This window comes from Pseudoxanthomonas sp., from assembly GCF_002863005.1.
Lineage (GTDB): Bacteria > Pseudomonadota > Gammaproteobacteria > Xanthomonadales > Xanthomonadaceae > Pseudoxanthomonas_A.
Window position 1 is genome coordinate 1 of the sequence record NZ_PKDG01000015.1, and the last position, 26555, is coordinate 26555.

24 protein-coding genes are annotated in these 26555 nt (G+C 69.1%); 10 read left to right on the forward strand and 14 right to left on the reverse strand.

All coding sequences use genetic code 11. The annotated features are described in order from the left end of the window. Together CYU89_RS05070 and CYU89_RS05075 are read right to left on the reverse strand one after the other, a co-directional pair. On the reverse strand, positions 1-706 hold a 706-nt coding region (locus CYU89_RS05070), incomplete at its 3' end, for an MFS transporter (RefSeq protein WP_296279143.1). Beyond that, complete coding sequence (locus CYU89_RS05075; protein WP_296279144.1) at positions 706-2892, reverse strand: primosomal protein N'; 2187 nt, start codon at positions 2890-2892, stop codon at positions 706-708. The genes CYU89_RS05070 and CYU89_RS05075, both read right to left, overlap by 1 nt. Positions 2893-3337: 445 nt before the next feature. On the opposite strand from CYU89_RS05075, the gene CYU89_RS05080 reads away from it, so the two are divergent. Together CYU89_RS05080 and CYU89_RS05085 are read left to right on the forward strand one after the other, a co-directional pair. Continuing rightward, on the forward strand, positions 3338-4306 hold the full coding sequence (locus CYU89_RS05080) for a hypothetical protein (protein WP_296279145.1): 969 nt from the start codon (positions 3338-3340) through the stop codon (positions 4304-4306). Continuing rightward, complete coding sequence (locus CYU89_RS05085) at positions 4293-4889, forward strand: DUF3106 domain-containing protein (protein ID WP_296279146.1); 597 nt, start codon at positions 4293-4295, stop codon at positions 4887-4889. The genes CYU89_RS05080 and CYU89_RS05085 overlap by 14 nt, the downstream gene beginning before the upstream one ends. A gap of 42 nt (positions 4890-4931) precedes the next feature. On the opposite strand, the gene CYU89_RS05090 is transcribed toward CYU89_RS05085, so the two are convergent. After that, positions 4932-6158: a DUF3667 domain-containing protein gene (locus CYU89_RS05090; RefSeq protein WP_296279147.1), complete on the reverse strand. Its 1227-nt coding sequence runs from the start codon at positions 6156-6158 to the stop codon at positions 4932-4934. Between the two features lie 102 nt (positions 6159-6260). Between CYU89_RS05090 and CYU89_RS05095 the strand changes: the two genes are divergently transcribed. Continuing rightward, the gene (locus CYU89_RS05095; RefSeq protein WP_296279148.1) at positions 6261-7649 is read left to right on the forward strand and encodes an MATE family efflux transporter; all 1389 of its coding nucleotides are present in this window, start codon (positions 6261-6263) and stop codon (positions 7647-7649) included. A 49-nt stretch (positions 7650-7698) separates the two neighbouring features. Further along, positions 7699-9603 (forward strand): signal peptide peptidase SppA, encoded by a 1905-nt coding sequence (sppA, locus tag CYU89_RS05100; protein ID WP_296279149.1) that lies wholly within the window; start codon positions 7699-7701, stop codon positions 9601-9603. Between the two features lie 93 nt (positions 9604-9696). Here sppA and CYU89_RS05105 read toward each other — a convergent pair whose 3' ends face one another. After that, a complete protein-coding gene (locus CYU89_RS05105) occupies positions 9697-9825 on the reverse strand; it encodes a hypothetical protein (protein WP_296279150.1) in 129 nt (42 codons plus the stop codon). A 58-nt stretch (positions 9826-9883) separates the two neighbouring features. On the opposite strand from CYU89_RS05105, the gene CYU89_RS05110 reads away from it, so the two are divergent. Continuing rightward, positions 9884-10660, forward strand: coding sequence for an SDR family oxidoreductase (locus CYU89_RS05110; protein ID WP_296279151.1), 777 nt, complete (start codon positions 9884-9886; stop codon positions 10658-10660). 71 nt (positions 10661-10731) lie between these two features. Here the strand turns inward: CYU89_RS05110 and CYU89_RS05115 are convergent, their stop codons facing one another. The 10 genes from CYU89_RS05115 to CYU89_RS05160 all read right to left on the reverse strand — a co-directional run bounded on the left by CYU89_RS05115 (position 10732) and on the right by CYU89_RS05160 (position 20985). Continuing rightward, positions 10732-11391 carry a DUF4124 domain-containing protein gene (locus CYU89_RS05115; protein WP_296279152.1) on the reverse strand — a complete coding sequence of 220 codons (660 nt, stop codon included), beginning with the start codon at positions 11389-11391 and terminating at the stop codon, positions 10732-10734. Beyond that, a complete protein-coding gene (locus CYU89_RS05120) occupies positions 11388-12101 on the reverse strand; it encodes a hypothetical protein (RefSeq protein WP_296279153.1) in 714 nt (237 codons plus the stop codon). The genes CYU89_RS05115 and CYU89_RS05120 overlap by 4 nt, the downstream gene beginning before the upstream one ends. A gap of 60 nt (positions 12102-12161) precedes the next feature. After that, complete coding sequence (locus CYU89_RS05125; protein ID WP_296279154.1) at positions 12162-12725, reverse strand: Sua5/YciO/YrdC/YwlC family protein; 564 nt, start codon at positions 12723-12725, stop codon at positions 12162-12164. A gap of 23 nt (positions 12726-12748) precedes the next feature. Next, positions 12749-15256 carry a DNA topoisomerase I gene (locus tag CYU89_RS05130; RefSeq protein ID WP_296279155.1) on the reverse strand — a complete coding sequence of 836 codons (2508 nt, stop codon included), beginning with the start codon at positions 15254-15256 and terminating at the stop codon, positions 12749-12751. A 182-nt stretch (positions 15257-15438) separates the two neighbouring features. Next, positions 15439-16434, reverse strand: coding sequence for an RDD family protein (locus tag CYU89_RS05135; RefSeq protein ID WP_296279156.1), 996 nt, complete (start codon positions 16432-16434; stop codon positions 15439-15441). Beyond that, complete coding sequence (locus CYU89_RS05140) at positions 16431-17321, reverse strand: RDD family protein (protein WP_296279157.1); 891 nt, start codon at positions 17319-17321, stop codon at positions 16431-16433. Before CYU89_RS05140 ends, CYU89_RS05135 begins: the two co-directional genes overlap by 4 nt. 51 nt (positions 17322-17372) lie before the next feature. Next, positions 17373-18107, reverse strand: a complete 735-nt coding sequence (locus tag CYU89_RS05145) for a pilin (RefSeq protein ID WP_296279158.1) — start codon at positions 18105-18107, stop codon at positions 17373-17375. Between the two features lie 26 nt (positions 18108-18133). Then, entirely contained in the window at positions 18134-18607 is a 474-nt protein-coding gene (locus CYU89_RS05150; RefSeq protein ID WP_296279159.1) for a DUF494 family protein, read from the reverse strand. Next, a complete protein-coding gene (gene dprA / locus CYU89_RS05155; RefSeq protein ID WP_296279160.1) occupies positions 18604-19782 on the reverse strand; it encodes a DNA-processing protein DprA in 1179 nt (392 codons plus the stop codon). The genes CYU89_RS05150 and dprA overlap by 4 nt, the downstream gene beginning before the upstream one ends. A gap of 78 nt (positions 19783-19860) precedes the next feature. Beyond that, positions 19861-20985, reverse strand: a complete 1125-nt coding sequence (locus tag CYU89_RS05160) for a LysM peptidoglycan-binding domain-containing protein (protein ID WP_296279161.1) — start codon at positions 20983-20985, stop codon at positions 19861-19863. A 132-nt stretch (positions 20986-21117) separates the two neighbouring features. On the opposite strand from CYU89_RS05160, the gene def reads away from it, so the two are divergent. From def to CYU89_RS05185, 5 genes are all read left to right on the forward strand, one after another. Next, positions 21118-21630, forward strand: coding sequence for a peptide deformylase (gene def / locus CYU89_RS05165; RefSeq protein ID WP_296279162.1), 513 nt, complete (start codon positions 21118-21120; stop codon positions 21628-21630). A 75-nt stretch (positions 21631-21705) separates the two neighbouring features. Further along, positions 21706-22626, forward strand: a complete 921-nt coding sequence (gene fmt / locus CYU89_RS05170; RefSeq protein ID WP_296279163.1) for a methionyl-tRNA formyltransferase — start codon at positions 21706-21708, stop codon at positions 22624-22626. Next, positions 22623-23918: a 16S rRNA (cytosine(967)-C(5))-methyltransferase RsmB gene (rsmB, locus tag CYU89_RS05175; RefSeq protein WP_296279164.1), complete on the forward strand. Its 1296-nt coding sequence runs from the start codon at positions 22623-22625 to the stop codon at positions 23916-23918. Before fmt ends, rsmB begins: the two co-directional genes overlap by 4 nt. Before the next feature lie 205 nt (positions 23919-24123). After that, positions 24124-25374, forward strand: coding sequence for an O-antigen ligase family protein (locus tag CYU89_RS05180; protein WP_296279165.1), 1251 nt, complete (start codon positions 24124-24126; stop codon positions 25372-25374). 98 nt (positions 25375-25472) lie between these two features. After that, a complete protein-coding gene (locus CYU89_RS05185; RefSeq protein ID WP_296279166.1) occupies positions 25473-26549 on the forward strand; it encodes a glycosyltransferase in 1077 nt (358 codons plus the stop codon). Positions 26550-26555 lie beyond the last annotated feature (6 nt).

Genomic DNA, 26555 nt, shown 5'->3' on the forward strand with positions numbered 1-26555 from the left:
GCGTTCCCTGTGCCTGCCCGCGGTCCGCGTGGCTGGCGTCACGGCGGCAGAACGATTCGGTTTCCACCATGTTCCGGCGCAGCCACAGCGCGACGAGTGCCGCCACGGCACCGATCGCGAACGGGATGCGCCAACCCCAGTCGCGCAGTTGTTCATCGGTGAGGAAGACGCGCTGCAGCGCGATCAGCACGGCCAGCGCGATCAGGTGGCCCATCACCAGCGTCACGTACTGGAAGCTCGACCAGAAACCGCGGTGCCCGCGCGTGGCCATCTCGCTGAGGTAGGTCGCCGAGGTGCCGTACTCGCCGCCGACCGACAGACCTTGCAGCAAGCGTGCCAGCACCAACAGGATCGGCGCGGCGACGCCGATGGTCGCGTACCCCGGCGTGCAGGCGATGATCAGCGAGCCGCCGCACATCATCACCACCGACAGCATCAACGCGCGCTTGCGTCCATGGCGGTCGGCGTAGCGGCCGAGCAGCCAGCCGCCGAGCGGGCGCATCAGGAAGCCCACGGCGAAGATGGCCGCGGTCTTCAGCAACTGGCTGGTGCGGTCGCCGCCCGGAAAGAAGATCTCGGCGAAATACAGCGAGAACGCCGCATACACGTACCAGTCGTACCACTCCACCAGGTTGCCCACCGATCCGCTGAAGATGCTGCGCAGGCGCTGGGCGGAGGTGAGGCGCGTGGGGGGCGTTGGCGTCATCAGTACAGGTCCATGGGGTCGACATCCAGCGACCAGCGCGTACGGCGTGCTTCCGGGAGGGCATGGATCTGCGGCAGCGCGAGATCGAGCATGCGGTGCAGGGCGCGTCGCTCCGGCGAAGAGAGCAGCAACTGCACGCGATGCAGGCCCGCGCGCCGTGGCATCGGTGCCGGCAACGGGCCGTGCATCTCCAGCACGGCGTCGTGCGCGCGGAGCACCTGCTTGGCCGCCTGCAGGAAGTGCTGCGCGGCATCGGCCTGCTGTGCCTCGGCGCGCAGCAGTGCCAGGTGCGCAAACGGAGGAAAGCCGGCCATCTGGCGTTGTTCCAGTTCGGCCTCGGCGAACGCGTGGTAACCGCCGTTGATCAGCGTGTTCAACAGCGGATGATCGGGATGGTGCGTCTGCAGCCACACATCGCCACGCTTGCCCGCGCGCCCCGCGCGTCCGGCGACCTGGATCAGCTGCTGCGCCAGCTTTTCGCCGGCGCGGAAGTCGGTGGAGAACAGGCCTTCGTCCACGCCGACCACCGTGACGCGGGTGAGGTGCGGCAGGTCGTGGCCCTTGGCGAGGATCTGCGTGCCGACCAGGATGCCGGGCGTGTCGCCCAGCTTCGCCAGTTGCTTCGCAAGGCCATCGCGCTTCTGCGTGGTGCCGCGGTCCACCCGCAGCACCGGCACGTCAGTGAACTGTTCGGCCAGCAGTTCTTCCAGCCGCTCGGTGCCGATGCCCTGCGGTTGCAGCGCCAGTCCACCGCAGTCGGGACAGGCCGGCGGCGACGCCTGTCGTGCGCCGCAATGGTGGCACTGCAGCCGCCTGCCCCCTGCATGCACCGTCATCGGGCTGTCGCAGCGCCTGCAGTGCGCGCTCCAGCCGCAGTCATGGCATAGGAGCACCGGCGCGTAGCCGCGGCGGTTCTTGAAGACCAGTACCTGGCCGCCTGCGTCCAGCGCCTGGCGGATCGCCTGCAGGGTGTCCGCCAGCAGGCCCGCCTGCTGTGCGCGCTTGCGCATGTCCAGCACGCGCACGCCGGGCGGTTGCGCCTCGCCGGCGCGGCGCGAAAGTCGCAGGTGCGCGTAGCGGCCGCTGCGCGCGTTGTGCAGCGTTTCCAGCGATGGCGTGGCGCTGCCGAGCAGCACGGGGACGTCCAGCGCCTTGCCGCGGACCAAGGCGAAGTCGCGCGCGTGGTAACGGATGCCGTCCTGCTGCTTGTAGCTGCCGTCGTGTTCCTCGTCGATCACGATCAACCCGGCTTCGGGCAGCGGTGTGAACACCGCCGAGCGGGTGCCCACGATCACCCTGGCCTCGCCGCGCAGACAGGCCGCCCAGGTGCGCGCGCGTTCGCCATCGTTGAGGCCGGAGTGCAGAGCGTGCACGGGCACGCCCAGCCGTTCGCGGAACCGCGCCAGCGTCTGTGGGGTCAGGCCGATCTCGGGCACCAGCACCAGCGCCTGCCGTCCGCGGCGAAGGCAGCCGGCGATGGCGTGCAGGTAAACCTCGGTCTTGCCGCTGCCGGTCACGCCATCCAGCAGCAGCGCGCCGAAACCGACCGTGCCGGTGACCGCGTCAGCGGCGGCCTGCTGTTCCTCGTTGAGCGTCGGCCCGGGGCGTGGAGCGGGCACCGCGGGCACCACGGCGGCAGGGACGCGCTCGGCCAGCCCCCGCTTGCCCAGGTCGCTGGCGGTGGCGCGGCCGGCGTCCAGGTGCAGGTCCAGCGCATCTTCATCCAGTGTGCCGTGCGCCACCAGCAGATCGGCCAGGCGGCGCGGCCGGCTGCCCGCACGCAGGCGGTCCCGCCGGCCCAGGCCCGCCTCCGTCAGTCGCCAGTGCCAGGCGTGGGTGTCGGGCAGCGGCTCGCCCTGGCGCAGCAGGACGGGCAGTGCGGTCGCCACCACCTCGCCCAGCGGCGCATGGGTATAGCGCGCCAGCCAGTGCAGCGATTCCAGCAGTTCGCCCTGCAGCAGCGGATGGGCGTCCAGCAGGGCGTCGGCGTGGCGTAGTTCCATGCCGGGGTCCGTCGCGGGCGCGACGTCGGCGACGAAGCCCGTCAGTGGCCGGTTGCCGAACACCACGCTCACCCGCTTCCCCACGTCCGCGGGGGTGGCGTCATGGCCGGGCGGAGGCAGGTAGTCGAACAGCCGCGGCAGGGGCACGGGCAGGGCGACTTGCAGGACGGACACGGGCGGCATTGCGTGCAGTGTATCGGCCTGTCCCGGCGCGGGTCAGGTCTCACACAGTTGCGGTGATGTCCTGCCGGAATCTTGACGAAAATCACGCAAGTGCTGATCCCGGAAGGAGATTCCGGTTTATCCACACCTGCTGTGGATAAATCTGTGCATGGCCGGAATGCTTCACGGCGCGATGACGCTGCCGCAAGCATCCCGCCCGGGTTGGCCAAAAAAGTGCCAGCAATACTTTCTTTATTTAAATCATGTAGTTAGGCGTGAAACGCAGCTGACACAATCGGGGGGAGGGTGGCATCGCGGCCACGGATGACAGATCGGTGACTGCTGTGCACAACGTGATTTCCCGGAAACCCTTGTGGCGCCGAAGAGAGCAGATTCCGACGGTCTGTCAAGCATCCGTACCGCCGTCGCAGGTGACTATGATCGCCAGTACGCCACCGGTTCCACGATGACCTCTTCCCGTTCCGATTCCTCCCCCGCCCCCGCCGCATTGGCCGCCTTCCTGCGGGGATGCGAGCGCCGCGGTGCGGTGTTCGCCGAACTCCAGTGCGGAGACGCCGATCGCGGCGACGTCGCCCTCGCCGCCGCCCTGCGCGCCTTTCGGGGCAAGGCGGCCGCGCTCCCGATGGCGGACTGGCCCGTGCGCTTCTGGACACTGCTCGCGGCCACGCCCCAGCTGCGGGTCGATGGCCCGTCGGCGCGCTGGGCGGGCGGCTTCGCCGCCCTTGCCCGGCCGGCGGCCGCCGATCGCGCCGCGCTGCTGCTGAGACTCGCCGGCGGCCTGCAGGAAGCCGAAGCCGCTGCCGCGCTTGGCCTCGACGACGCCGCGTACCGCGATGCCCTCGCACGCGCCTGCCCGCGCGACTCCCTGGGACACCCCGATGCGGGCGCCTGGCGCGCCTTGGCCGAGGCGATCCAGCAGCACCTGCGGGAACTGCCGGACCACCGCCTCGCCACGCTCGCGCGCCTGCGGGAAGAGGCCCTGGCTGGGATTCGCATTACACCACCGGCACCCCAGGCGGGACCGGCAACGGCGGTTCCGGCCGCGCGCCGCCGGTATTGGATCCTGCTGCTCGCGTTCCTCCTGCTCGCGGCGGCCGGCGCGGGGCTGTGGTGGTGGCGTGGGTCGCCACCGGGGGCGACAACGTCGCTGCCGGCCGTGAGCGCGCTTTCTGATGAAGGCGTCGCGGCGCTTCCGCCGGATCCGGTGATCACCTCGGAACCGCTACCCGCCACCGATGCGCCCGTTGGCCGCGCCGCCGGGATCGCCACCGCCGACGCTCATGCCGACTTTGCCCTCCTGTCGGACCCCGAGGGCGAAGCGCTCGCGCGCGAGGCGGATTTCCTGGCCTGGTACGTGGCGGGTGCCGGCGCGCCCACGTCTGACGCGGGAGCCGCGACCGATGCCGCCCGCTGACGTCAGGCGGGCAACGGCCCTGCGCGCGATCGCCGTGATCGTGCTGTGGGCGGGCATCGGTGCGTCGTCCGCACAGGAGGCTTCGAATGCCGCCCGCTGGGCCGCGACGTCGCCGCTGGCGCAGGCCGCGTGGCAGCAGCGGCGCGTGGCGTGGGACGCCTTGCCCGCGCGCGAGCGCGAGGACCGTCGCGCGCGCTACGCCGCCTGGCGGGCGTTGGATGACGTGCAGCGCGCCCGGCTGCGTGCCGCCGCCGCCGAGATCGCCGGCCTGCCGCCGGAACACCAGGCGGCGCTGCGCACCCAGTTCAGCGTGCTGGACGCCATGCAGCGACGCGGCTGGCGCCTTGGGCCGGAACTCGGCGCCGACTGGCCACGGTTGCAGCCGCTGTTCGCTTACGTGCCGCCGGCCGAACGCGAGGGCCTGTTGTCGGTGCTGCGCCGACTGGATGCGGAACAGCGCGATGACCTGGCCGCCCTGGCGCAGCGCCTGCCACCGCAGGACCGCGATGCCTTCCGCCGTGAACTGTTGGCGGTGCCGGAGGGCCAGCGCCGCGCGTGGCTGCGGCAGCGGCGCGACCGGTAACGGGGCGGCGTCGCCACGCGATGGCGCAAGGCTCGCCTCGCGCTACGCGTTCGCCCACGTACTCAGCATCAGGTACATGGCCCCCATCACCAGCATGATGAAGTACACCGTGCCCAGCACCGAGAACTTCACCAGCGTCACCACCCCGTGCTGGCGGTACACGCGCTGCTGCATCCACAACAGGTAGAGCGGCATCCAGCAGAAGACCAGCATCTGCGCCATGCGCACCAGCCAGGAGGCGCCCTCGGGCAACAGTCGGCCGATGCCTGCGCACAGGAAGATCGCCAGCAGGCACAGGCACAGATAGGCGTGGCTGTAGAGCGCCACCACCAGGTGCTCCAGGTAACCTCGCCGCGTCTCGATGTAGAAGAGTTTCAGCAGCACCGCGAACAACGGCACCAGTACGAACAACACCGACGGTACCGAGCCGATCAGCAGGTTGAAGAAGTGCGCCGGGTCCTGCTGGATGCGCGGGATGTTCTGCTCGGCGCGCGCGAGCTTGCGGCTCAGCCACCGGTTGGCGAAGTCGGGCAGTCCGCTGAGCCGTACGGGGTTGGTCTCTGCATCGAACGGCTTGTCGCCGACGCTGATCAGGGGCTGCGCGGCCACCTCGGGGAAGGGCTGGCCCTCGGGGAAACGGTCAGGCAGGGCGAGCGCAGGGTGGTCGGGCTGCAGTTCGGCGATGCGCTCGCGGGCGAGTCGCTGCGTCGAGAAGATGTTGTCTTCCATCGGCTTGCGCACGAAGCCCAGCCCGGCCGGCAGGCTGGCGCGTGCCGACACCAGGCCATCGATCGTTTCGTCGCGCAGCTTCAGCACGTCCTCGACCGTGGCGGCCTTGCTGAAATCCACGCCGCCCCGGTCGGGGGCGGCCATCAGGTTGGTGGGCTTGCCGTCGGCCGCCGCGGGGACGGACGGCGGCGCGATCTGCACGTTCGCCAGGTCTTCGGCGTGCAGGGTGAGCTTGGCCACGAAGAACGTCAGCACGGCCAGGATCACGAACAGCCGCAGCGGCGCCACGTACGGCGCGCGGTGGCCGGACAGGTACGCGTTGGCAAGTTTCCCCGGCGACATCAGCGCGCGCAGTGTGCGGAAGATGCGTCCGTCCAGGTGCCAGAACGATTCGAACACCTCCTCCACCGCATGCCCGAAGCTGCGCAGCGGGTTGTGCGCGTTCTGCCCGCACTGGTGGCAGAACCCGCCCTGCAGCGGCGTCTGGCAGTTCTCGCACGCGCGGGCGTGCACCGTGTCGGCGGAGTGCGATGACGTCATGGGGTGTTCGAACGGTGCGGGTGGCGAGCGGGTAAGATACCGGCCTCCCGTGACCCGGTGCCAGCGCGAAACCGCGCGGCCGCAGTCCGGCGGTTGATCCTCATGTCTTCCCCTGCTCTCCCGACCCCGCGCTTCGGCCAGGAAGTGCGCTCGACGGCCACGCTCGCCCTGCCGCTGGTGCTGGGCCATGTGTCCACCGGACTGATCGGCTTCGTCGACAACGTCATCGCCGGCCACCACGCCACCGCCACGCTGGCGGCGGTGACGGTGGGCACCGCGTTGCTGTGGCTGCCGATGATGGTGCCGATCGGCACACTGATCTCGCTGACCGCCTCGGTCTCGCAACTCGATGGCGCGAACCGGCGCAGCGAGATCGCGCCCCTGTTCCGGCAGGCGCTGTGGCTGTCGCTGGGCCTTGGCCTGCTGATGTTCGCCTTCCTGAGCCTGGCGCCGCATGCGCTCGCGGCGTTCGGCATCGCGCCCGACATCATCCCCGGCGCGACCGCCTTCCTGCACGGGATCCGCTGGGGCGTGCCGGCGCTGACGCTCTATTTCTGCATGCGCTACCTCAGCGAAGGCACGCACTGGACGCTGCCGACGATGATCCTCGGCTTCGGCGGACTGCTGGTGCTCGCACCGGTCGGGTATGTGCTGGCGTTCGGCAAGTTCGGATTCCCCGAAATGGGCGCGGGTGGCCTCGGCGTCGCGTCGGCGCTGACCATGTGGCTGCAGGCGACCGCCTTCGCGATCTACCTGGCGCGATCGACGCGCTTCGCCGACCTTCAATTGTTCGCGCACCTCGAGCCGCCGCGCCGGGCACCGATCATGCAGTTGCTGCGCACCGGCCTGCCCATCGGCATCACGGTGCTGATGGAAGGCAGCCTCTTCATCGTCACCGCGCTGCTGATCGCCCGCCTCGGCGCCACGCCGGCGGCGGCGCACCAGATCGCCATCAACGTGTCGGCGCTGTGCTTCATGATTCCCATGGGCGTGGCCGAGGCCACGACGGTGCGGGTGGGGCATGCGGTGGGGGCGGGCAACGTGCAGGGCATCCGCCGCGCTGCCCATGCCGGCTATGTCATCGTGCTGGCCACGCAGGCGATGTCCGCCATGTTCCTGCTGCTGGGCCACGACCTGGTGGTGGCGCTGTACACCGATGATCTCGCCGTGGCCGCGCTGGCGGGTACGTTGCTGCTGTTCGCGGCGGCGTTCCAGTTTCCGGACGGCATCCAGGTACTGTCGGCCGGCGCATTGCGTGGGTTGAAGGACACGCGCGTGCCCATGTGGCTGGCGGTGGTCTCCTACTGGGGCCTGGGCATGCCGCTGGGTGCCGGGCTGGGCCTGGGGCTGGGCTGGGGGCCGCAGGGCATGTGGCTGGGCCTGATCGTGGGCCTGACCGCCGCGGCGGTGCTGCTGGGCTGGCGCTTCGAGCGCAGCAGCCGGCGCCACGCGGCGCTGCCGGCCGTGCCAACGGTGACCAACGGGGCATGAAAGCCCCGCCGCCGCACGCTACAGTGGCCCCAGTTTCCCGGAGCTTTCCATGAGCCAAGTCGCACCCGCACCCCGTCGCAGCCCGATCGTCGCGTTCTTCGTCGGCCTGTGGGACGTGATGAACTTCACCCGCAAGCTGGTCCTCAACCTGATCTTCTTCGGGCTGCTGTTCCTGATCTTCATCGTGTTCGTCATCGCCGCCGGCAGCGGCGGGGTGAAGCCGCTGTCCGAGCGCACCACCTTCGTGCTGGCGCCGGAAGGCCGCCTGGTCGAACAGTTCACCGCCGACCCCGCCACCCGTGCGCTGGCCAAGGCGCTGGGCGACAAGGCCGCCGAGGAAGTGCAGCTGCGCGACCTGCTGCGCGCGATCGAGGCGGCGCAGAAGGACGAGAAGATCGAACGCATGCTGCTGCGCGTGGACGAGCTGCAGCCGACCGGCTACGCCTCGCTGCGCGAAGTCGCCGCCGCGCTGGCGAAGTTCCGCGCCTCCGGCAAGCAGATCGTCGCGTTCGGCGAGAACATCAGCCAGACCCAGTACCTGCTGGCCGCGCAGGCCGACGAGGTCTACCTCGACCCGATGGGCAGCCTGATGCTCGAGGGCCTCGGCCGTTACCGCCAGTACTACCGCGAAGGCCTGCAGGACAAGCTGGGCGTGGACGTGCACCTGTTCAAGGTGGGCGAATACAAGTCCGCTGCCGAGCCCTACGTGCTGGACGCCGCATCCAAGGAAGCGAAGGAAGCCGACCTGTTCTGGATGAACGACGTGTGGCAGCGCCTGCTGGCCGACATCGCCAAGGTCCGCAAGACCACGCCCGAAGCGCTGGCGGCCGGCATCGATACGCTGCCCGAGGGCGTCGCCGCCGCCGGTGGCGACCTGGCCAAGTACGCCCTGCAGCAGAAGCTGGTGGACGGCCTGAAGACGCAGGAAGAGGTCGAGAACCTGCTGATCGAGCGTGGCGTGGCCGACGAGGATTCGGATACCGGTTTCCGCGCCATCGGCCTGGCCGGTTACCTGACCCAGCTCGACGCCAAGAAGAATCCGCTCGACAAGCGCCCGCAGGTCGCGGTGGTCGTGGCTGAAGGCGAAATCACCGACGGCGACCAGCCGGCCGGTCGCGTCGGCGGCCTGTCCACCTCGGCGCTGCTGCGCGAAGCGCGCGACGACGACGACGTGAAGGCGGTGGTGCTGCGCGTGGATTCGCCCGGCGGCGGCGTGTACGCCTCCGAGCAGATCCGCCGCGAAGTGGCGGCGCTGAAGAAGGCCGGCAAGCCTGTGGTCGTCTCGATGGGTGACCTGGCCGCCTCGGGCGGCTACTGGATCAGCATGAATGCGGACCGCATCTACGCGGATCCGTCCACCATCACCGGTTCGATCGGCATCTTCGGCGTCATTCCCACCGTGCCGCGCACGCTGGAGAAGATCGGCGTGCGCACCGACGGCGTCGGCACCACCCGTTTCGCCGGCGCGTTCGACATCACCCGTCCGCTGGATCCGGCCGTCGGCCAGGTGATCCAGTCGGTGATCGACAAGGGCTACGCCGACTTCACCGGCAAGGTGGCCGAGGCGCGCAAGAAGCCGGTCGAAGAAATCGATGCCGTCGCCCGTGGCCGCGTATGGAGCGGCGCGCAGGCGAAGGAGCGTGGCCTGGTGGACGAACTCGCCGGTTTCGATGCCGCCGTGGCCGATGCCGCCAAGCGTGCCAAGCTGGGCGGAGCCGATGCGTACCGCGTGCGCTACATCGAGAAGATGTCCTCGCCGTTCTCGCAGTTCATGGGTGGATTCGCTGGCAGCCGCATCGGTGCGGCGTGGCTGAAGGATTCCGACTTCGCTCGCGCGCTATTGGCGCGCAGCCTGCCGGAGATGGAAGCGCAGCTGCGTTTCGTCGACGAAGCCGTCAACGATCGCCACGGTGCCCCGGTGAAGAGCCTGGCGTACTGCTTCTGCGGATTCTGACCGGCTTCGCCATGCCGTGATCGACGGGCCGCGCGGGCAACCGCGCGGCCCGTTGCGTTTTGCGCATCGCAGGAAGACACGATGTCGCGCGACTCAGGACGATGCGGTATCGCTCCCGGCCTGCGGCTCTGGCGGTTCGTCGGTCGGCGGCGGCTCGGGGGCGCGGCAGGCGGCGCAGGCCAGCAAGGCGGCGGCGAGCAGGATGAGGCGGATCCGGATCATGGCGACGGTCCTCCCGTGACGTGGCGCTATGCTACGCCCATCGACGAAGGAGGCGCAGGTGGCAGCGAACCGGTGGCGGCTGGACGGACAACGGGCGCTGGTGACCGGCGCCAGCGCGGGGATCGGGCTGGCGATCGCCCGCGAGTTGCTGGGCCTGGGCGCGGACCTGCTGATGGTGGCGCGCGATGTCGATGCGTTGCAGGATGCGCGTACCGAGCTGGCGGACGAATTCCCCGAACAGGGGATCGGCACCCTGGCTGCCGACGTGGCCGACGACGAAGACCGTCGCGCCATCCTCGACTGGGTGGAAGACCACGGCGATGGCCTCAACATCCTGGTCAACAATGCCGGCGGCAACCTCACCCGCGCCGCGGTGGACTACACCGAAGACGAGTGGCGGGGCATCTTCGAAACCAACCTGTTCTCCGCGTTCGAACTGTCGCGTTACGCGCATCCCCTGCTCACGCGGCATGCGACGTCCAGCATCGTCAATGTCGGCAGCGTGTCCGGCATCACCGCGGTGCGTAGCGGTGCGCCCTATGGCATGACCAAGGCCGCGCTGCACCAGCTCACCCGCAACCTGGCCGCCGAATGGGCCGAGGATGGCGTGCGCGTCAACGCGGTGGCGCCGTGGTACATCCGCACGCGCCGCACCTCCGGGCCACTGTCCGACGCCGACTACTACGAAGAGGTCATCGCCCGAACCCCGATGCGCCGCATCGGCGAGCCGGAGGAAGTGGCCGCCGCCGCCGCGTTCCTGTGCCTGCCGGCGGCCAGCTACGTCACCGGCGAATGCATCGCGGTGGATGGCGGCTTCCTGCGGTACGGTTTCTGAGGCATGGAAATCCTCGCCCTCATCATCCTGCCGATGACGCTCGCGCTGTGGTCCGCGCGACGGGTTGATCGCTAGAGGCCGCAGCTGCTTTCAGCGACGATGCGTGCGACACGCTCGTAATCGGCGCGGTTCTTCTCTGCATTCTCGCGGCGGGCGAAACGGAAGGCGACCTCGGTCTCGTCGCGGCGCTTCTTCCATGCATCGCACAGCGCGCCATCGGGCACGCGCGCACACGTGTCGCGCACCACTTCGCAAGCCTGGCCGGCGCCGGCCTGGGGATTTCCGTCCAGTCCCACGGTGCGCAGGTTCACGCAGCGCGAGGCCGGCTCGACGTCCTCCGTCACGTACGTGTCCTTGTCGTGCGTGGTGCACTGGAACAGGATCGGCGGCGGCAGGCGACGGACATCGGTCGACGCCGCGGGCGCGGGTGAGGTCGTGGTTGTCGCCGGACGCGGCGCCGTGGGCGTGGATGCCGGCGTGGAGGACGGCGGCGTCGCAGGGGCGGTGGGCGTGGTGCCCGGCCCCATCGGCACGGTGTTGACGCCCTGCATGGTGCGCTGTTCCTGCTTCATGCCTTTCGGGCACGGCGAATTCTGCAGCGTCAGCGCGCCACTGGCATCGGTGCAGCGGTAGATGACCACCTCGGCGCGCGCGGCGGTGGTGCCGAGCTGCCAGGACAGCACGATCAGCAGCAGAAGCACGAGGGGACGAGCGGTGGTTTTCATGTTCATCTGCAATCGTTGGCCATGCGCGCATCGATGCCGCGCTGCTCCAAGTCTAGCGCGCGGCGTTCACTCGGCATCGCGCTGCCGTAGCGGCGAAGGATGTCGTAGCGCCGGTCGGACAGGCGTGAACAGATTTCTTCCTGCGGCAGCGGATGGCAGGGGTCGCGCACCCAGGTGCCGCCGGGCACGAACACGGGACCCGGCCGATGATGTCCGCCGGCCGGTGGAGGCGGGCGGGGAGGATCACCGCTGCGGAAGGACAGGTTGCCGTTTCCGATCGACACGTTGCCCGACACGCTGCCGCCGCTGCGCGGCCACGCGGGGTAGGCGGAATACGGCAGCCCGTAGGACACCCAGCGGGGATTGCCGTCGCCGGTATCGCTGGTATAGGTCTCGCCCTCGGGGGTGGTGCATTCGTACATCGGCTTGGGCGGGCTGAGGTAGACCACGCGGGGCGCCGGCGCCGCAGGGGCGACGAGTGGCGGAGGGGGCATGGCGGCGCTGGCCGGCACGTGCGGCGGATCCTGGGGCCGCTGCATGGCACGGACTTCCTGTTTCTCGCCCTTCAGACAGGGTGAATCGCGCAGCGCGACGTTGCCGTTGGGGGCAACACAGCGGTAGATCGTCACCGGGGGCAGTGGGGCCGGCTGCGCGTGAGGGACCGACGGCAACGCCGTCAGCAAGGCGATCAGCAGGCGTGGAGTCGGGCGGCGCACGGGCCCATGGTGCGCGCCGCAGCGTTCAATGGAAAGGCGATGGTGCGGCCCGTATGGCCGTCAGTCACGCAGCGACTGCCCGGTGAGGGCATCGCGGATGACGGTGGGACGGTCCAAGCCCCCCGTGAGGCCCGGCACGAGCGCATCGACCCGCGCCAGCAGGGCGGGATCGAGCGCGGCCGCCTCGCTCACCGCGGGCTTGCCGCTCAGGTTGGCGCTGGTGGAGACGAGCGCGCCGCCGTACGCCTCGCACAGGCCCACCACGACCGGATGCGCGCTGACGCGCACCGCGATGCCCCGGTGCGCCCCGGTGATCCAGCGCGGCGCCTGTGCGGACGCCGGCATCACCCAGGTATGCGGGCCGGGCCAACTGGACAGTACGTCGGTGAGGCGTGCGGTCGGCACGGCGGCGATGTCGATCAACGGCTTGAGCTGTTCCAGCGTGGCGGCGATCAGGATCAGGCCCTTGTCGACCGGGCGCTGCTTGATCGCCAGCAGCCGGTGCACCGCGCCCTCGTCGAACGGATCGCAGCCGAGACCCCACACGGCCTCGGTGGGGTAGGCGATCACGCCTCCACTGCGGATGACGTCGGCGGCTTCCTCGATGGTCCGTTCGGTGGGCATGGCGTCGGTATCGTCGCGTGGCGTCAGAAGGGCGCGTCGTCTCCGGCGGCGACCTTGGCCGCAGCCTTCTTCACCGTCTTCTTGGCGGCCGTCTTCTTCGTGGCCGTCTTCTTGGCCGTCTTTTTCGCCGCTTTCTTCACCGCCTTCTTGGCGGGTGCCTTCTTGGCGGCGTCGGCCTTGGGCGCGGCAGCCTTCTTCACAACGGCTTTCTTCGTCGCCGCCTTCTTGCCGAAGCCCTTGCGCACCGGCTTGCCGGTTTCTTCCAGCAGCTTCGTCACTTCGTCGAAGGTGAGCGACGCCGGCTCGCGATCCTTGGGAATCTTGCCGTTGAGCTTGCCGTCGCTGATGTACGGGCCGAAGCGGCCGTTCAGCACCTGGATGTCACTGCCGTCGAATTCCTTGATGATGCGGTTGCGCGCGATCTCTTCCTTCTCTTCGATCAGGAACACCGCGCGCGCCAGGTCGATCGTGTACGGGTCGTCTTCCTTCTTCAGCGAGGCATACACGCTGCCGCGCTTGGCGAAGGGACCGAAGCGGCCGATGCCCACGCTGACCTCTTCATCCTTGTCCTGCCCCAGCTTGCGCGGCAGCTTGAACAGCTCCAGCGCGTCTTCCAGCGTAATGGTGTGCATCGACTGACCGGGGCGCAGCGAGGCGAACTCCAGCTTCTCGTCGGTGTCCTTGTCGCCGATCTGCGCATACGGACCATAACGGCCCAGGCGCACGCTGACCGGCTTGCCGGACTTGGGATCGTTGCCGAGTTCGCGCGCGCCGGTGGCTTCGCTGCGGTCGACCGTTTCCGCCTTTTCGTCCACCAGTTCCTTGAACGGGCCCCAGAACTTTTCCATCAGCGGCACCCACTCTTCCTCGCCGCGGGAGACGGCATCGAGCTCGTCCTCCAGCTTGGCGGTGAAGTCGTAGTCCACGTACTGGGTGAAGTGGCCGGACAGGAACTTGCTGACCGCGCGGCCCACATCGCTGGGCTTGAACGCGCGGCCTTCCATTTCCACGTATTTGCGGAAGATCAGCGTCTGGATGATCGACGCGTAGGTCGACGGACGGCCGATGCCGTATTCCTCGAGCGCCTTGACCAGCGCCGCTTCGGTGAAGCGCGGCGGCGGCTGGGTGAAATGCTGGTCGGCGTGGATGCGGTCCAGCGGCACGGTGTCGCCGGGCTTCATCGGCGGCAGCTTGCGCCCTTCGTCGTCGTCCTCGGCGTTCTTCTGGTCCTTGCCTTCCTCATACACGGCGAGGAAGCCGGGATCGACCACGGTGGTGCCGCTGGCACGGAAGCTGTGCTGGCTGCCCGCGGCGAGGTCGACGCTGACGGTGTTGAGCGTGGCCGGCACCATCTGGCAGGCGACGGCGCGCTTCCAGATCAGGTCGTACAGCTTGCGCTCGTCGTCGCTCAGGTACTTGGCTACCTGCGCCGGCGTGCGCAGCGCGCTGGTCGGGCGGACGGCTTCGTGCGCTTCCTGCGCGTTCTTGGACTTGGTGACGTAGACGTTGGGCTTGTCCGGCAGCGCCTGCGTGCCGTAGTCGCGCGCGATGACGTCGCGGATCTCGGCCAGCGCATCCTGTGACAGGCTCACCGAGTCGGTACGCATGTAGCTGATCAGGCCAACCGTGCCTTCATCGCCGATGGCCACGCCTTCGTACAGCTTCTGTGCCACCTGCATCGTCTTGCGGGTCGTGAAGCCGAGCTTGCGCGAGGCTTCCTGCTGCAGCGTGGAGGTGGTGAACGGCGGCGCCGGGCGGCGCTTGCGTTCCTTGCTGGTCACGTCGGTGACGTGCAGCGCGCCTTGTGCGGCCTGCTGGATGCGCAGGCGGGCGGCTTCGGCGGTGTCGCCGTCGGTGACGGTGAACTGTTCGAACTTCTGGCCGTCCAGCCTGGTGAGCTTGGCGGTGAACGCCTGGCGCGGATGCGCGCACTCGGCCTCGATGCTCCAGTACTCGCGGGCGATGAAGGCTTCGATCTCCTCCTCGCGCTCGACGATCATGCGCAAGGCCGGCGACTGCACGCGGCCGGCGGACAGGCCGCGCTGGACCTTGCGCCACAGCACCGGCGAGAGGTTGAAGCCGACCAAGTAGTCCAGGGCGCGCCGCGCCTGCTGCGCGTCGACCAGGTCGCCCGCGATCTGCCGCGGCTGGCCCATGGCTTCCTTGATGGCGCGAGGGGTGATCTCGGTGAACACCACCCGGTGCAGCGGCTTGTCCTTCAGCAGGCCGCGCTCTTTCAGGATCTCGGCGATGTGCCAGCTGATCGCCTCGCCTTCGCGGTCCGGGTCCGTGGCCAGGAAGATGTCGTCGGCACCCTTGGCGGCCTTGGCGATGGCATCGACGTGCTTCTCGTTCTTCTCGATCAGGTCGTAGCGCATGGCGAACCCGTTGGCCGGGTCCACCGCACCTTCTTTCGGCACCAGGTCACGGACATGGCCGTAGGACGCCAGGACGGTGAAGTCCTTGCCGAGGTATTTGTTGATCGTCTTGGCCTTGGCGGGCGACTCGACGATGAGCAGGTGCTTGGGCATGTCGGGGATTCAGGGGAGTTCGGGTGGGCCGTCCGGGGCCGGCTAGGGTGCCCCGGATGCGGGCGCCAGAGAAGCGGACGCCCGGAGCGGGGGCCCCGGGCGTTCAGTTTCCTATTTATAGTGGTGTCACGGCCGGGGCCGGGCTGTCAAGCCGTATCCGCCCGCCGGAGGTCCCCGGGGGCTCAGCGCCAGTTGCCGTTGCCCATCGAGGCGATGGCCGCGAAGGCGACGATCATGAGGATCAGCGCGCCCACCACCAGCAGTCCGCCGATGATCAGCACCACCAGCGCCACCGTGCCCAGTTCCTCGCGCTGGCGCTCGGGTTGGGCCGTGAACGCCCACTTGTCGACGACCAGGGTGTCGCAGATGAGGTCGTGCAGTGCCTGCTTGCGGCCGGTGAAGGCGGCCATCAGGAACCCGATGCCGAGGATGATCATGGACAGGAACGTGGCCCAATAGCGGCCAAATCCGCGCAGGAAGCTGATCTTCTCGCCACTGGTACGCACGACCTTGATGCCGATGGCGAGCTTGCCCGGCGTGGCCATCAGCCCGGCCGCGGAATGGAACCAGCCGTACGTCAACGCCATGAGCAGGTACGAAATGCCCGATTCGCCGACGTTGAAGGTGGAAGCGGCCCCGAAGGAACTCGAGAAAGCGTTGCCCATGCCCAGCAGCCCGGCGACGATCGCGGCCACGATGCCGACCGGAATGCCGATGGCGAACGCGTCGATGAAGCTCGCCGCCACGCGCTTCCAGAACCCGGCATACACCACGTGCCCATCGGTGACACGCGTGCCGTAGGCGCGGGTTTCGACGTCCGCCCGCGGCGCGGCGTAGAGCGAGTCGCCGGACGTGACGGCCGGCGACTGCCGTACGGCCGGGGCAGGCGAGGCGTAGGTGGGCTCACTGGCGGTGAAGACCGCGCGGCCGGTCAGCGGCCTGTCGACGACGGGCTCCGCGGCCGCCGGCGCCTCGGGCGGTGGAAGCGAACTGGCGGGCGTGACAGCGAGGCCCAGTTCGTCGGCAAGTTCACCCAGCGGCGTCCACTGGCCCATGCCGTCCCGCCAGGCGAGCGAGGCCGGGGTGAGTGCTCCCTTGCGATACAGCGCCACCAGGGCGTCCTGCGCCACCGGGCCCTGGCGCTCGTGGCGCAGGTCGACGTAGTACCACTCGGTCATGACAGGTCCTTCATCAACATCGCCCCCATCACGGCGTAGATCGCGATGCTGCCGACGATGGCCAGGCCGGCCAGCACCAGGATCACGATGGTGACCACCCCGAGCTCATCACGCTGGCGCTCCGGGAATGCGGTGAAGGCCCACTTGTCGACCACCAGCGTGTCGCACAGCATGTCGTGCAGCGCCTGCTTGCGCTCGGTCAGCGCCACCATCAGGCCGGAGATCAGCACGCCCAGGCCGCAGGTGACCATGGTGAAGACCAGATAGGCCAGCGAGCGCAGGAAGCCGCGCCAGAAGCTCATCCGTTGGCCGTCGATGCGCGCCACCTTGATGCCGACCGCAAGCTTGCCCAGGCTGGCCTGCAGGGAAGAGGACTGCATCCAGCCGAAGTAGATGCAGGGCGCAAGGAACAGGATCGGGTAGATGGCCAGCATCGAGGCGATGCCTGCGCCGGTGGCGAAGGGATTGTCGGAGCCACCTGCCCCCATCACGCCGACGCCGATCAGCATCAGCGGGATCATCAGCGCGTAGCTGATGATGGTGGTGACGATGCTGTCGATGAAACTGGCGGCAAAGCGCTTCCACAGTCCCGCGTGGACGAGGTGGCCGCTGGCCACCGGCTGGAAGGACGCCAGGTCCGCCGCCGGTGGGGCGTAGGGCAGGTCGGCGCCGGGCAAGGCGGTGTCGGGCGCGGGTGACGCCAGGGTATCGAGTGGCAGGTCGAGCTCGGAGGCGAGCGAGCCCAGCGGCTGCCAGTCCTGCAGGCCCTCACGCCACACCAGCGTGTTCGCGTCCAGGCGCGCATGGCGCACATGGCCTTCCAGTTCCGCGGCCGAGAACGGCCCTTGCCGTTGCCCGCTGGCATCGGCGTAATACCACTGCGTCATTGCGTCATTCCCCGGTGAAACGCGTGGCTCCCGTCGCCACGCTGACGGTCATCAACCGCGGCAGTCCAGCGGCAGGTACTTGTCGTCGATTTCCGACGAGCAGTTCCACGCGCTGCCGTCGGTCCCCATGTCCCACCACAGCTTGCGGCCATCGATCTGCGCGTTGCCGGTGTTGCCGAATTCCAGTTCGAAGCCACAGGTGCCGTCATCGAACTCGCCGACGATCGCCCGCGTCACGTAGGTGCCGGCGTAGCTCTCCGGCGTGCCGATGTCGCCTTCGCCGTTGCCGGGGCATCGGTCCTCGCCGGTGCGGATGGACTCCACCTGCAGCTTCAGCGGCTCGCTCTCGGCGATCGCCTGCGACACCTTGGCGCGCAGCGTGTAGTCGTTGTAGGCGGGAATGGAGATCGCGGCCAGGATGGCGCCAATCCCCAGGCAAGGGACCAGCAGAACGGCGGCGACGATCAGCGCGATCTTGCCGCCGGACATGCGCGGCTTCGGGGCGGGGGCGACCGGTGTGCGCAGCAGGCGGTCCTGCGACGCCACCGCGGCGGCCGGTACGGCCGGCGGTACCGGCGGAGGCGTGCTGGCCATCGATTCGGACGTTGCGGGTGCCAGGCCGAGTTCGTCGGCGAAGGTGCGCAAGGGCTGCCACTCCGGCAGGCCTTCCCGCCACACCAGGCCGTCGAGGGCGATGCGTCCGAAACGGTAATGGGTGACCAGTTCTTCCGACGAGACCGGACCGTGCTGTTCACGGTTCCGGTCGGCGTAATACCAACCCGACATGCTTCCCCCTGAAGCGGATCAACGCCTCAGTGTACCGGCTCGGGCTCGTCGGAAAACATCTGGGTTTCCATCCACGCATAGGCGGCTTCGGAACCCGGTTGGTTGAACAGCACCATCAGCACGACCCATTTGAGGTCGTCCAGGTCCAGTTCGTCCTGGTCCAGCGCCATCGCCCGGTCCAGCACCAGCTCGCGCTGGTCCGCGTCGAGCACGCCATGCTGTTCCAGGAACAGGAGGAAGCCCCGGCACTCGACATCGAGCTTGTCCAGCTCGGGGCCGTGGAACACGCGGGTGGGGCCGCCCACGCGGGGCGTCGAGGCGGCCGGCCGCTGGTCGGCCAGGGCATCGAGCCAGTCGAACGCCTTGCTGATTTCGGCGGGGCTGAAACCGGCCTGGATCAGGCCGTTCTGGAGAGAGTCGCGATCACGGACGGGGTCCGCGTCCTCGGTGAAATAGTGTTCGAACAGGTACAGCAGTACATCCAGGATGCTCTCTTTCATTGCCCCTCGGCCTGCGTCGTCGACGCTGTGGAGGTGAAGAAACCGGTCTTTCTCTGGTATCGGCCGTGGTCCGCCGTTACTAAGCCATCCAGTTCCATGACCAGCAGCATGGAGGACAGTTCCGCGGCCGTCAATCGGGTGCGTGAGACAAGCTGATCCATACCTGTTGGGTCATGGCCCAGTGCTTCCCACAAGCGCTTGTAGTCTGCCTCAAGACGCAGGGGCGTCTCTCCCGTCCCTGCGATCACCCCGGATTCAGCCTCGCCAAGGCGTGCCCTGAGCGCGTCGGCCAGGTCCGCGGCGAGGGGAGCCAGCGCCTCGATGACCTCGGCGGCGGATTCAACCAGGGCCGCGCCATCCCGGATCAGACGATGGCAGCCGCGGGCCTTGGGGTTGTGGATGGAGCCCGGGATGGCGAAGACCTCGCGTCCGGCGTCGCCAGCCTGCCGGGCGGTGATGAGCGCGCCGGAACGCTCAGCGGCCTCGACCACCAGCGTGCCCAGCGCGAGGCCGGCCAGGATCCGGTTGCGGGCGGGGAAATGGCTGCGGAGCGCGGGGGTGCCCGGCGGGTGTTCACTGACCACTGCCCCGTGCAGTGCCAGGCGGTCGCGCAGCCGGTCGTGCCCAGGCGGATAGACCACGTCCGGGCCCGTGCCCACCACCGCCACGGTGGTGCCGCTCCCGATCGCCAGTGCGGCCTCGTGCGCCGCGGCGTCGACGCCACGCGCCATTCCGCTGACCACCACGATGCCGGCGGACGCGAGCGCCCGCGCGAAGGCCTGCGCGTTGTCGCGGCCGCCGCTGGTGGGGGTACGGCTGCCGACGACCGCAACCGCTGGGCGCCACAGCAGGCTGGGGTCGCCATCGACGAACAGGGCGAACGGTGGGCTGGACATCGCCCGTAGCGGGGCCGGGTAGTCGGCATCGTGCCAGCCGATCAGATGGTGGCCGTCGACCTGCAGCCAGCGCAGCGTGCAGGCCAGCGCGTCGTCCTCGCCCTTCTGCTGGAGCTGCGCGATCCGCGGGCCGTCCAGTCCCTCCACGCGCCAGGCCATGGCGCCAGCGGCCATGGCCGCACTCGGTGAACCGTATCGTTCCAGCAGGCGACGACGCGGCAGGACGGGGCCGCCGGCCAAGACCAGCCGGGCCAGCGCGATCAGGTCATCGTTGGGCATGCGCCCAGCGTAGGCGCCAAACGACGACGGCGCCCTCGGGCGCCGTCGCGGTACCGCGTAGGAATTACCCGACGCGCGTCAGTAGGTTGCGTCCGGATGTTTCAGCTCGTAGCCGACGCGCGTGGCTTCCACGCCTTCCATGACCAGCGCGTAGCTGACCTTGTCGAAGGTGCGGAACACCATGGCATGGCTGGCGTACTCGTCCGGCAGGCTGACGCGACCGGCCCCGGACTTGGGCGACTCGCTGACGCGCGAGGATTCCGGATACGCCATGCGGTTGGCCGTGTGGCTGCCATTGCGCCAGACGGAGAACACCGTACCGTTGTCGACGCCGTCCAGCCGGCCGCCGGAAATGGCGATCACGTCGCGCGGACCGCCCGATGTCAGGGCATCGGCCACCGCCAGCACGCGCAGCTTGCCGGCCGGATCGCGGGCGGGCGGGTGCGGGAAGAAATGCAGGTCGTAAGGCTGGGCATCGACCGGGATCAGGCGGTCGCCGACGCGGACTTCGTGACCGCCGATATCGGCGACCAGGGTGCTGACCTCGGTGCCCGGCACGACGCCGCGGGTGAAAGTGGCCACGTTGACCCGGACCAGCTCGTAACCCAGGAACTCGCCCTTGCCGCTCTGCTCGACGATGTCCTTCCACTGGTCCACTTCGCCGCGAATCGAACGGCCGCGGAAATCGAGATCCTGGGCGCGCGGATTGTCGGTGAAGCGGGCGGTGGGCCGCACGACCAGGTAACGCTGGCCGGGCTGGCCGGCATCGAGGCCGCGCACGTAGATGTTGTGGCCGCCGGAGGCGCGCAGGCGGTCTTCGTCCAGGCCGGCGACATGCGGCAGCTGTTCGAAGCTGTCCACCACGCGGCGATCCTTGAGGAACGGCTCGATGTCGGACAGCGGGATGGCGTTGAGCGGAGCATCCTGGCGCGGCCCCGGCTGCACCGCGACGCGGTCCAGGTAGGCCAGGCTGATGACGTCGCCCGGGTAGATCAGGTGCGGGTTCTGGATCTGCGGGTTGGCCTGCCAGATCTCCGGCCACAGCCACGGCTTCTTGAGGAAGCGCGCGGAAATGTCCCACAGCGTGTCGCCACGCTTGACCACATAGGTATCAGGATGGCTTCCCGCCATCTCGGCGGCAGCCGCATAGGTGCCGACGGTCAGCACCGCAACGGCGAAAACCGTACGAAAACATTTAAACATGGCGGTATCTACCTGATTCCCCGACAGGTGGTCAGCACTATAGTCCAGAAAACCCGGCGCAACGCAAGCGCCCGCGTTAGAATTCGTGAGGCCTTGCCGGATTCCACTGGCGCCCCCATCCCGAGACGTACCATGGCCCTGCTTCCCATCCTTGAATTCCCCGATCCGCGCCTGCGGACCAAGGCCGCGCCGGTCGATGCCGGATATGTGACGACGCCCGCTTTCCAGCGCCTGCTCGACGACATGTTCGAAACCATGTACGACGCACCCGGCATCGGCCTGGCCGCTAGCCAGGTGGACGTGCACCAGCGCTTCATGGTGATCGACATCAGCGAAGAGAAGAACCAGCCGCAGGTCTTCATCAACCCCGAGCTGAGCGACAAGGCCGGCGAGCAGGTCTACCAGGAAGGCTGCCTGTCCGTGCCCGGCATCTTCGCCGACGTCACCCGCGCCGACGAGGTGACGGTGCGCTTCCTCGACCGGCAGGGCCAGCCGCAGGAGCTGCGTGCCGACGGCTTGCTGGCGGTCTGCATCCAGCACGAGATGGATCACCTGGACGGCAAGCTGTTCGTCGACTACCTCTCGCCGCTGAAGCGCGAGATGGTGCGCAAGAAGCTGGCCAAGCAGCGCAAGCACGTCGCCTGACGTGCGCGTGCGGCGGGACCGGATGACCGGGCTGTCCCCGCCGGCTCCCCTCTCCCTTCCAGAAGCCTGCCCCCCATGAGAATCGTCTTCGCCGGCACGCCGGCGTTCGCCGTGCCCTGTCTCCGCGCGGCGCATGCCCACCATGAAGTCGTCGCCGTCTACACACAGCCCGACCGGCCTGCCGGCCGCGGCCGCGGACTGACGCCCTCGCCGGTGAAGCTGGAGGCGATACAGCGCGGCATCCCGGTGCTGCAGCCGTTGTCGCTGAAGAAGAAATCCACCCAGGATGCGCTGCGCGAGATGCAGCCTGACGTGATGATCGTCGTGGCCTACGGCCTTATCCTGCCGCAGGCGGTGCTCGACATTCCGCAGTACGGGTGCTGGAACGTCCATGCGTCGCTGCTGCCCCGCTGGCGGGGTGCGGCGCCGATCCAGCGCGCGATCGAGGCCGGCGACGACGAGACCGGCGTCTGCCTGATGCAGATGGAGGCCGGTCTGGATACAGGGCCGGTGCTGCTGGCGCAAAGCCTGCCCATTGGACCTGACGACACCGGCGGCCAGTTGCACGACCGGCTTTCCGACCTGGGCGCGCAGGTGCTTCGCGATGCGCTGGGGTTGTTGCGTGCCGGGATCCGGCTTCCGCCGCACCCGCAGTCCGACGTGGGCATCGAATATGCGCACAAGCTGGACAAGGCCGAGGCGAAGCTGGACTGGACGCAGCCCGCCGACGTGCTGGCGCGCAAGGTGCGCGCGTTCAACCCGTGGCCCGTCGCCGAAGCACAGGTCGCCGGTGAGCGCCTGCGCATCCATGGTGCCGTGCCCGTCGACCACGGGCATGCCGCAGCCCCCGGGACCTTGCTGGCCGCGAACAGGCAGGGGCTGGACATCGCCTGTGGCACGGGCGTGCTGCGCCTGCGCGTCGTCCAGCGGGAAGGCGGCAAGGCCATCACCGCGGCGGACTACCTCAACGCGCGGCGCGACCTGGTGGCCTCATGACGACCCAGGCCGGCGTCGCGGTGCGGGTCATCGCGACCCGCGTCGTGGACGCCGTGATGCATCGGGGCCGCTCGCTGAAGGCCGAGCTCGCCGCGAACCTGCCCCGCATCGAGGATGCGCGCGACCGCGCGCTGCTGGAGGCGATCTGCTTCGCCGCCCTGCGCTCGCGCATGCGCGGCGAGGCGGCGATCGCGGCCTGGATGAGCAAGCCCCCGGGACCAGCCGACAGCGAGCTGCGCGCGCTGTTGCACGTGGGGTTCGCGCAACTGGTGGTGATGGCACTGCCCGCACATGCCGCACTGTCCGCCACGGTGGAAGCCGTGCGGGCGTTGGGGCGACCGCACCAGGACAAGCTGGTGAATGCGCTGCTGCGGCGCGCGCAGCGCGAAGGCTTGCCGACGGTGCCTGCCGACGCAGCATGGCCCGCCTGGTTGCGGCGGCACGTACGCACGGACTGGCCGCAGCAGGCCGACGCGATCTTCGCCGCCAGCCAGTGCGAGGCGCCGCTGTGGCTGCGGGTGAACCGCCGCCACGGCACGCGCGAGGCGTATCGGGGGCGGCTTCAGGATGCCGGCATCGCGGCCGAGACCGCCGACGGCGTGGCGGATGCCCTCCTGTTGCGGGCGCCCATCGCGGCCACCACGTTGCCCGGCTTCGCCGAGGGCCATGTGTCGGTGCAGGACGGTGCCGCCCAGCGTGTGGCGGATCTGTTCCACGATCTGCCGGCCGGTGCGCGCGTGCTGGACCTGTGCGCAGCCCCCGGTGGCAAGTCCGCGCATCTGCTCGAACGCGACCCGTCTCTGCAGCTCGTGGCGCTGGATATCGATGCGCGCCGCCTGCAGCGGGTGCGCGAAACACTGGAGCGCGTGGGCGTGAGTGCACGCCTGCACGCAGCCGATGGTGCCGATCCGGCGTCGTGGTGGGATGGACAACCATTCGACGCCGTGCTGCTCGATGCGCCCTGCTCCGCCACGGGTATCGTCCGGCGCCAACCTGATGTCCTGCTGCACCGCCGTGCGGAGGACATGGTGGCGTTGACCGGCCTGCAGGCGCGCCTGCTCGACGCGGCATGGCAGGTGCTGCGCCCGGGCGGCCGGCTGGTCTACGCCACCTGCTCGCTGCTGCGAATGGAAAATGCGGAGCAACTCGCGTCGTTCAGGGCAAGGCATGCCGATGCCGCGATGGAGGCACTGGGTGACGCGTGGGGTCGCGCCGATGACGGTGGCAGGCAGCGGCTTCCGGGCGAGCAGGACATGGACGGGTTCTTCTATGCCGCGTTGCGGAAAGCGTGAGCACGGTTGCAGGACGTCGCATCTCACCCGCGCGTCGTTGCAGGGGTGTGCCGTGAAGGCGCGCGGCTGACGCATACTTGCGCGCCGCGGGCGGTTCGAGTGTCGCGCGGTCGCGGCACGAACGTGCCGCGATGGCGGTCGCGCCCGCGACAGTGCGGAGACCGCCGCCTTTATCGTCACGTCGAAATGCGCAGGACCGGAAGCTATGCAGGACAGGAGTGAACGTCGACAGGAGGTCGCGCGCGGGCTGACATGGCTGGCCGGCTTCGCCGCTACCGCCCTGCTTGTCGTGCCCAAGGGCCTGTCCGTGTTCGCCGCTCTGATGTTCCTCGCCACGTTGCTGGCGCTGCCGGACGCGCTGCGCGATCGGCGCGCCGTGCCGCGTGCCGTGTATGCGCTGCTCGCCGTCGCGGTGTTCGTGATCGCCGTCGCTGCCACGTCGATGTGGCGAGGCGATGCGCGGCTGGCCGAACTGGACAACCCATCGCGCACCTTGCTGCTGCCTTGGTGCGCCTGGCTGGCCTGGGTGACGCGCGTGCGCCTGTCCGGCCTGTGGTACGGCGCCTTGGTCGGGCTGCTGGTCGCATCCGCCGTGTCGATCGCGCAGTCGGCGTTGGGCGTGGATCGGGCAGGCAGCGACGCCAACCCGATCGTGTTCGCCAATGCCGTGTTGGCGCTGTCGGTGGTCGCGGTGTTCTGCAGGCCCGCTGACGAGCGGGGAAGAATGCGCCTGCTGGTGCTGGCGGCCATGGTACTGGCCAATGTCGCGGTCACCCTGAGCGGCAGCCGCGGCGTGTTGCCGGGTCTGGGACTGGTGGTGCTGATGTGGCTGGTGGGCACGGCGCCGCGCCGTCGCTGGTGGCGGCTCGGCGGCGCGGCCGTCGTGCTGGCGGCGCTGTTCGTCGCGATGTGGACGGTGCCGTGGTTGTCCACCCAGTTCCGTCTGGATCAGTTGCACGCGGACGTGGCCGGCCTTTCCCAGGGACAGGTGGACAAGCCCATCAGCGCGCGTATCGCCCTGCTGTCGGTGGCCTGGGACGCGTTTCGCGAAGCGCCGCTCACGGGGACCGGCATCGGCGGGTTCGCCGAGCGGATCGACGACAGCCGGTACTGCCTGGGACGAGAGCGGCATTTCTGCGGACTGGAGCACGCACACAACGACATCGCCCAGTGGGGGGCGACGATGGGCGTGTTCGGTATCGCAGCACTGGCCGCGCTGTACCTGGTGCCCCTGCTGATCGCTGCGCGCCAGATCCGGCAGGCCCGGCTCGACCGGCCGCGCGGCGCGCCCTGGACCGCAGGCATGCTGGCAGCGACCTATCTGGTGTCCGGCCTGACCCAGTCGATGTTTTCCCACGCCCTGAGCACCAGCGCCTTCGTGGTGCTGGCTGGGCTGCTGCTGGGCAGTGGGATGGTGGCTTCAAGGGGCTCGAGCGAAACCCATTCACATTCGTGAATTCAGGTGAAACGTACCGCGGCCGTGCTTGATGGCTCTCACAATCGAGTCATGGAGCGATTTCTAGAATCGGCGCTCCACCGCCTCCCTTCTCTCCAATGCCGCACGTGAACCTGATCGGTTGGGACAACGGTGTCGGCCTGAGCCGCGATCTCCGTCTCATCGAACAGGCACTGCGGGACGCCGGCTATCGGGTCAGCCTGCAGCCGGCGCGCGGCCGCGGCAAGCTGAGGAAGTGGTTCGGTCCTTGGCTGCAGCGGGCTCGTCTTGCCGGACGGCGCCTGGTCGGCGCAGAGCGGTTCGACCTGAACATCATGCTCGAGCACGTGGCCCCCGAGTACCTGCGGTCCGCTGCCCGCAATGCCTTCATTCCGAATCCGGAATGGTGCCTGCCGCGCGACGTGCGGCGCCTGCGTCGCGTCGATGGCGTGATGACGAAGACCCGCCATGCCGAGCAGATCTTCCGCAGTCGGGGTGCGGCCATCGCACCCATCGGGTTCACAAGCAGCGATCGCCATCTCCCCCACGTGGAAAGACAGCGCACCTTCCTGCACTTGGCCGGGCGCAGCAGCGCCAAGCGCACGCGCGTGGTGCTCGAGACATGGGCGCGGCACCCCGAATGGCCCACGCTGACGGTGGTACAGCATCCGCGCATGGCGGACATCCGGCCACGGGCGTCGAACATCGTGCATCGCGTGGACTACCTGGCGGACGCCGAGCTGCGCGAGTTGCAGAACGCAAATCTCTTCCACCTGTGTCCCTCGGAAACCGAAGGCTTCGGCCACTACATCGTGGAGGCGCTCAGCGTGGGTGCCGTCGTGCTGACGACCGACGCCGCGCCGATGAACGAACTGGTCACCGAAGAGCGCGGCGTGCTGATCCCGTACTCGCACACGGATCGCCAGCATCTGGCCACGCGCTACCTGGTAGATGCGCAGGCCTTGGAGGCGGCGGTCTCCACCGTGTTGGCGATGGACGATGCGGCGATCCAGGCGAAACAGCAGGCGGCACGCGCGTTCTTCCTGGACAACGATGCCGTGTTCCGCGCCCGACTGGTGGAGGCGGTGGCGGCGATGGTCGGCCAGCCGCGAAGCGCCGGCGTCCGGGACGCCCATGCGGCGGTCCTGGAGGCTTGTCCATCGCAGGAACCCGCCCTGCCGGTCGCGCAGGCCTGAGGCCGC

What these genes read in the sequence shown, in the direction of transcription:
- CYU89_RS05075 (WP_296279144.1), bottom strand. Translation starts at nt 2,892, where the DNA reads ATGCCGCCCGTGTCCGTCCTGCAAGTCGCCCTGCCCGTGCCCCTGCCG.
- CYU89_RS05080 (WP_296279145.1), top strand. Translation starts at nt 3,338, where the DNA reads ATGACCTCTTCCCGTTCCGATTCCTCCCCCGCCCCCGCCGCATTGGCC.
- CYU89_RS05085 (WP_296279146.1), top strand. Translation starts at nt 4,293, where the DNA reads ATGCCGCCCGCTGACGTCAGGCGGGCAACGGCCCTGCGCGCGATCGCC.
- CYU89_RS05090 (WP_296279147.1), bottom strand. Translation starts at nt 6,158, where the DNA reads ATGACGTCATCGCACTCCGCCGACACGGTGCACGCCCGCGCGTGCGAG.
- CYU89_RS05095 (WP_296279148.1), top strand. Translation starts at nt 6,261, where the DNA reads ATGTCTTCCCCTGCTCTCCCGACCCCGCGCTTCGGCCAGGAAGTGCGC.
- sppA (WP_296279149.1), top strand. Translation starts at nt 7,699, where the DNA reads ATGAGCCAAGTCGCACCCGCACCCCGTCGCAGCCCGATCGTCGCGTTC.
- CYU89_RS05105 (WP_296279150.1), bottom strand. Translation starts at nt 9,825, where the DNA reads ATGATCCGGATCCGCCTCATCCTGCTCGCCGCCGCCTTGCTGGCCTGC.
- CYU89_RS05115 (WP_296279152.1), bottom strand. Translation starts at nt 11,391, where the DNA reads ATGAACATGAAAACCACCGCTCGTCCCCTCGTGCTTCTGCTGCTGATC.
- CYU89_RS05125 (WP_296279154.1), bottom strand. Translation starts at nt 12,725, where the DNA reads ATGCCCACCGAACGGACCATCGAGGAAGCCGCCGACGTCATCCGCAGT.
- CYU89_RS05130 (WP_296279155.1), bottom strand. Translation starts at nt 15,256, where the DNA reads ATGCCCAAGCACCTGCTCATCGTCGAGTCGCCCGCCAAGGCCAAGACG.
- CYU89_RS05135 (WP_296279156.1), bottom strand. Translation starts at nt 16,434, where the DNA reads ATGACCGAGTGGTACTACGTCGACCTGCGCCACGAGCGCCAGGGCCCG.
- CYU89_RS05140 (WP_296279157.1), bottom strand. Translation starts at nt 17,321, where the DNA reads ATGACGCAGTGGTATTACGCCGATGCCAGCGGGCAACGGCAAGGGCCG.
- CYU89_RS05145 (WP_296279158.1), bottom strand. Translation starts at nt 18,107, where the DNA reads ATGTCGGGTTGGTATTACGCCGACCGGAACCGTGAACAGCACGGTCCG.
- CYU89_RS05150 (WP_296279159.1), bottom strand. Translation starts at nt 18,607, where the DNA reads ATGAAAGAGAGCATCCTGGATGTACTGCTGTACCTGTTCGAACACTAT.
- dprA (WP_296279160.1), bottom strand. Translation starts at nt 19,782, where the DNA reads ATGCCCAACGATGACCTGATCGCGCTGGCCCGGCTGGTCTTGGCCGGC.
- CYU89_RS05160 (WP_296279161.1), bottom strand. Translation starts at nt 20,985, where the DNA reads ATGTTTAAATGTTTTCGTACGGTTTTCGCCGTTGCGGTGCTGACCGTC.
- def (WP_296279162.1), top strand. Translation starts at nt 21,118, where the DNA reads ATGGCCCTGCTTCCCATCCTTGAATTCCCCGATCCGCGCCTGCGGACC.
- fmt (WP_296279163.1), top strand. Translation starts at nt 21,706, where the DNA reads ATGAGAATCGTCTTCGCCGGCACGCCGGCGTTCGCCGTGCCCTGTCTC.
- rsmB (WP_296279164.1), top strand. Translation starts at nt 22,623, where the DNA reads ATGACGACCCAGGCCGGCGTCGCGGTGCGGGTCATCGCGACCCGCGTC.
- CYU89_RS05180 (WP_296279165.1), top strand. Translation starts at nt 24,124, where the DNA reads ATGCAGGACAGGAGTGAACGTCGACAGGAGGTCGCGCGCGGGCTGACA.
- CYU89_RS05185 (WP_296279166.1), top strand. Translation starts at nt 25,473, where the DNA reads ATGCCGCACGTGAACCTGATCGGTTGGGACAACGGTGTCGGCCTGAGC.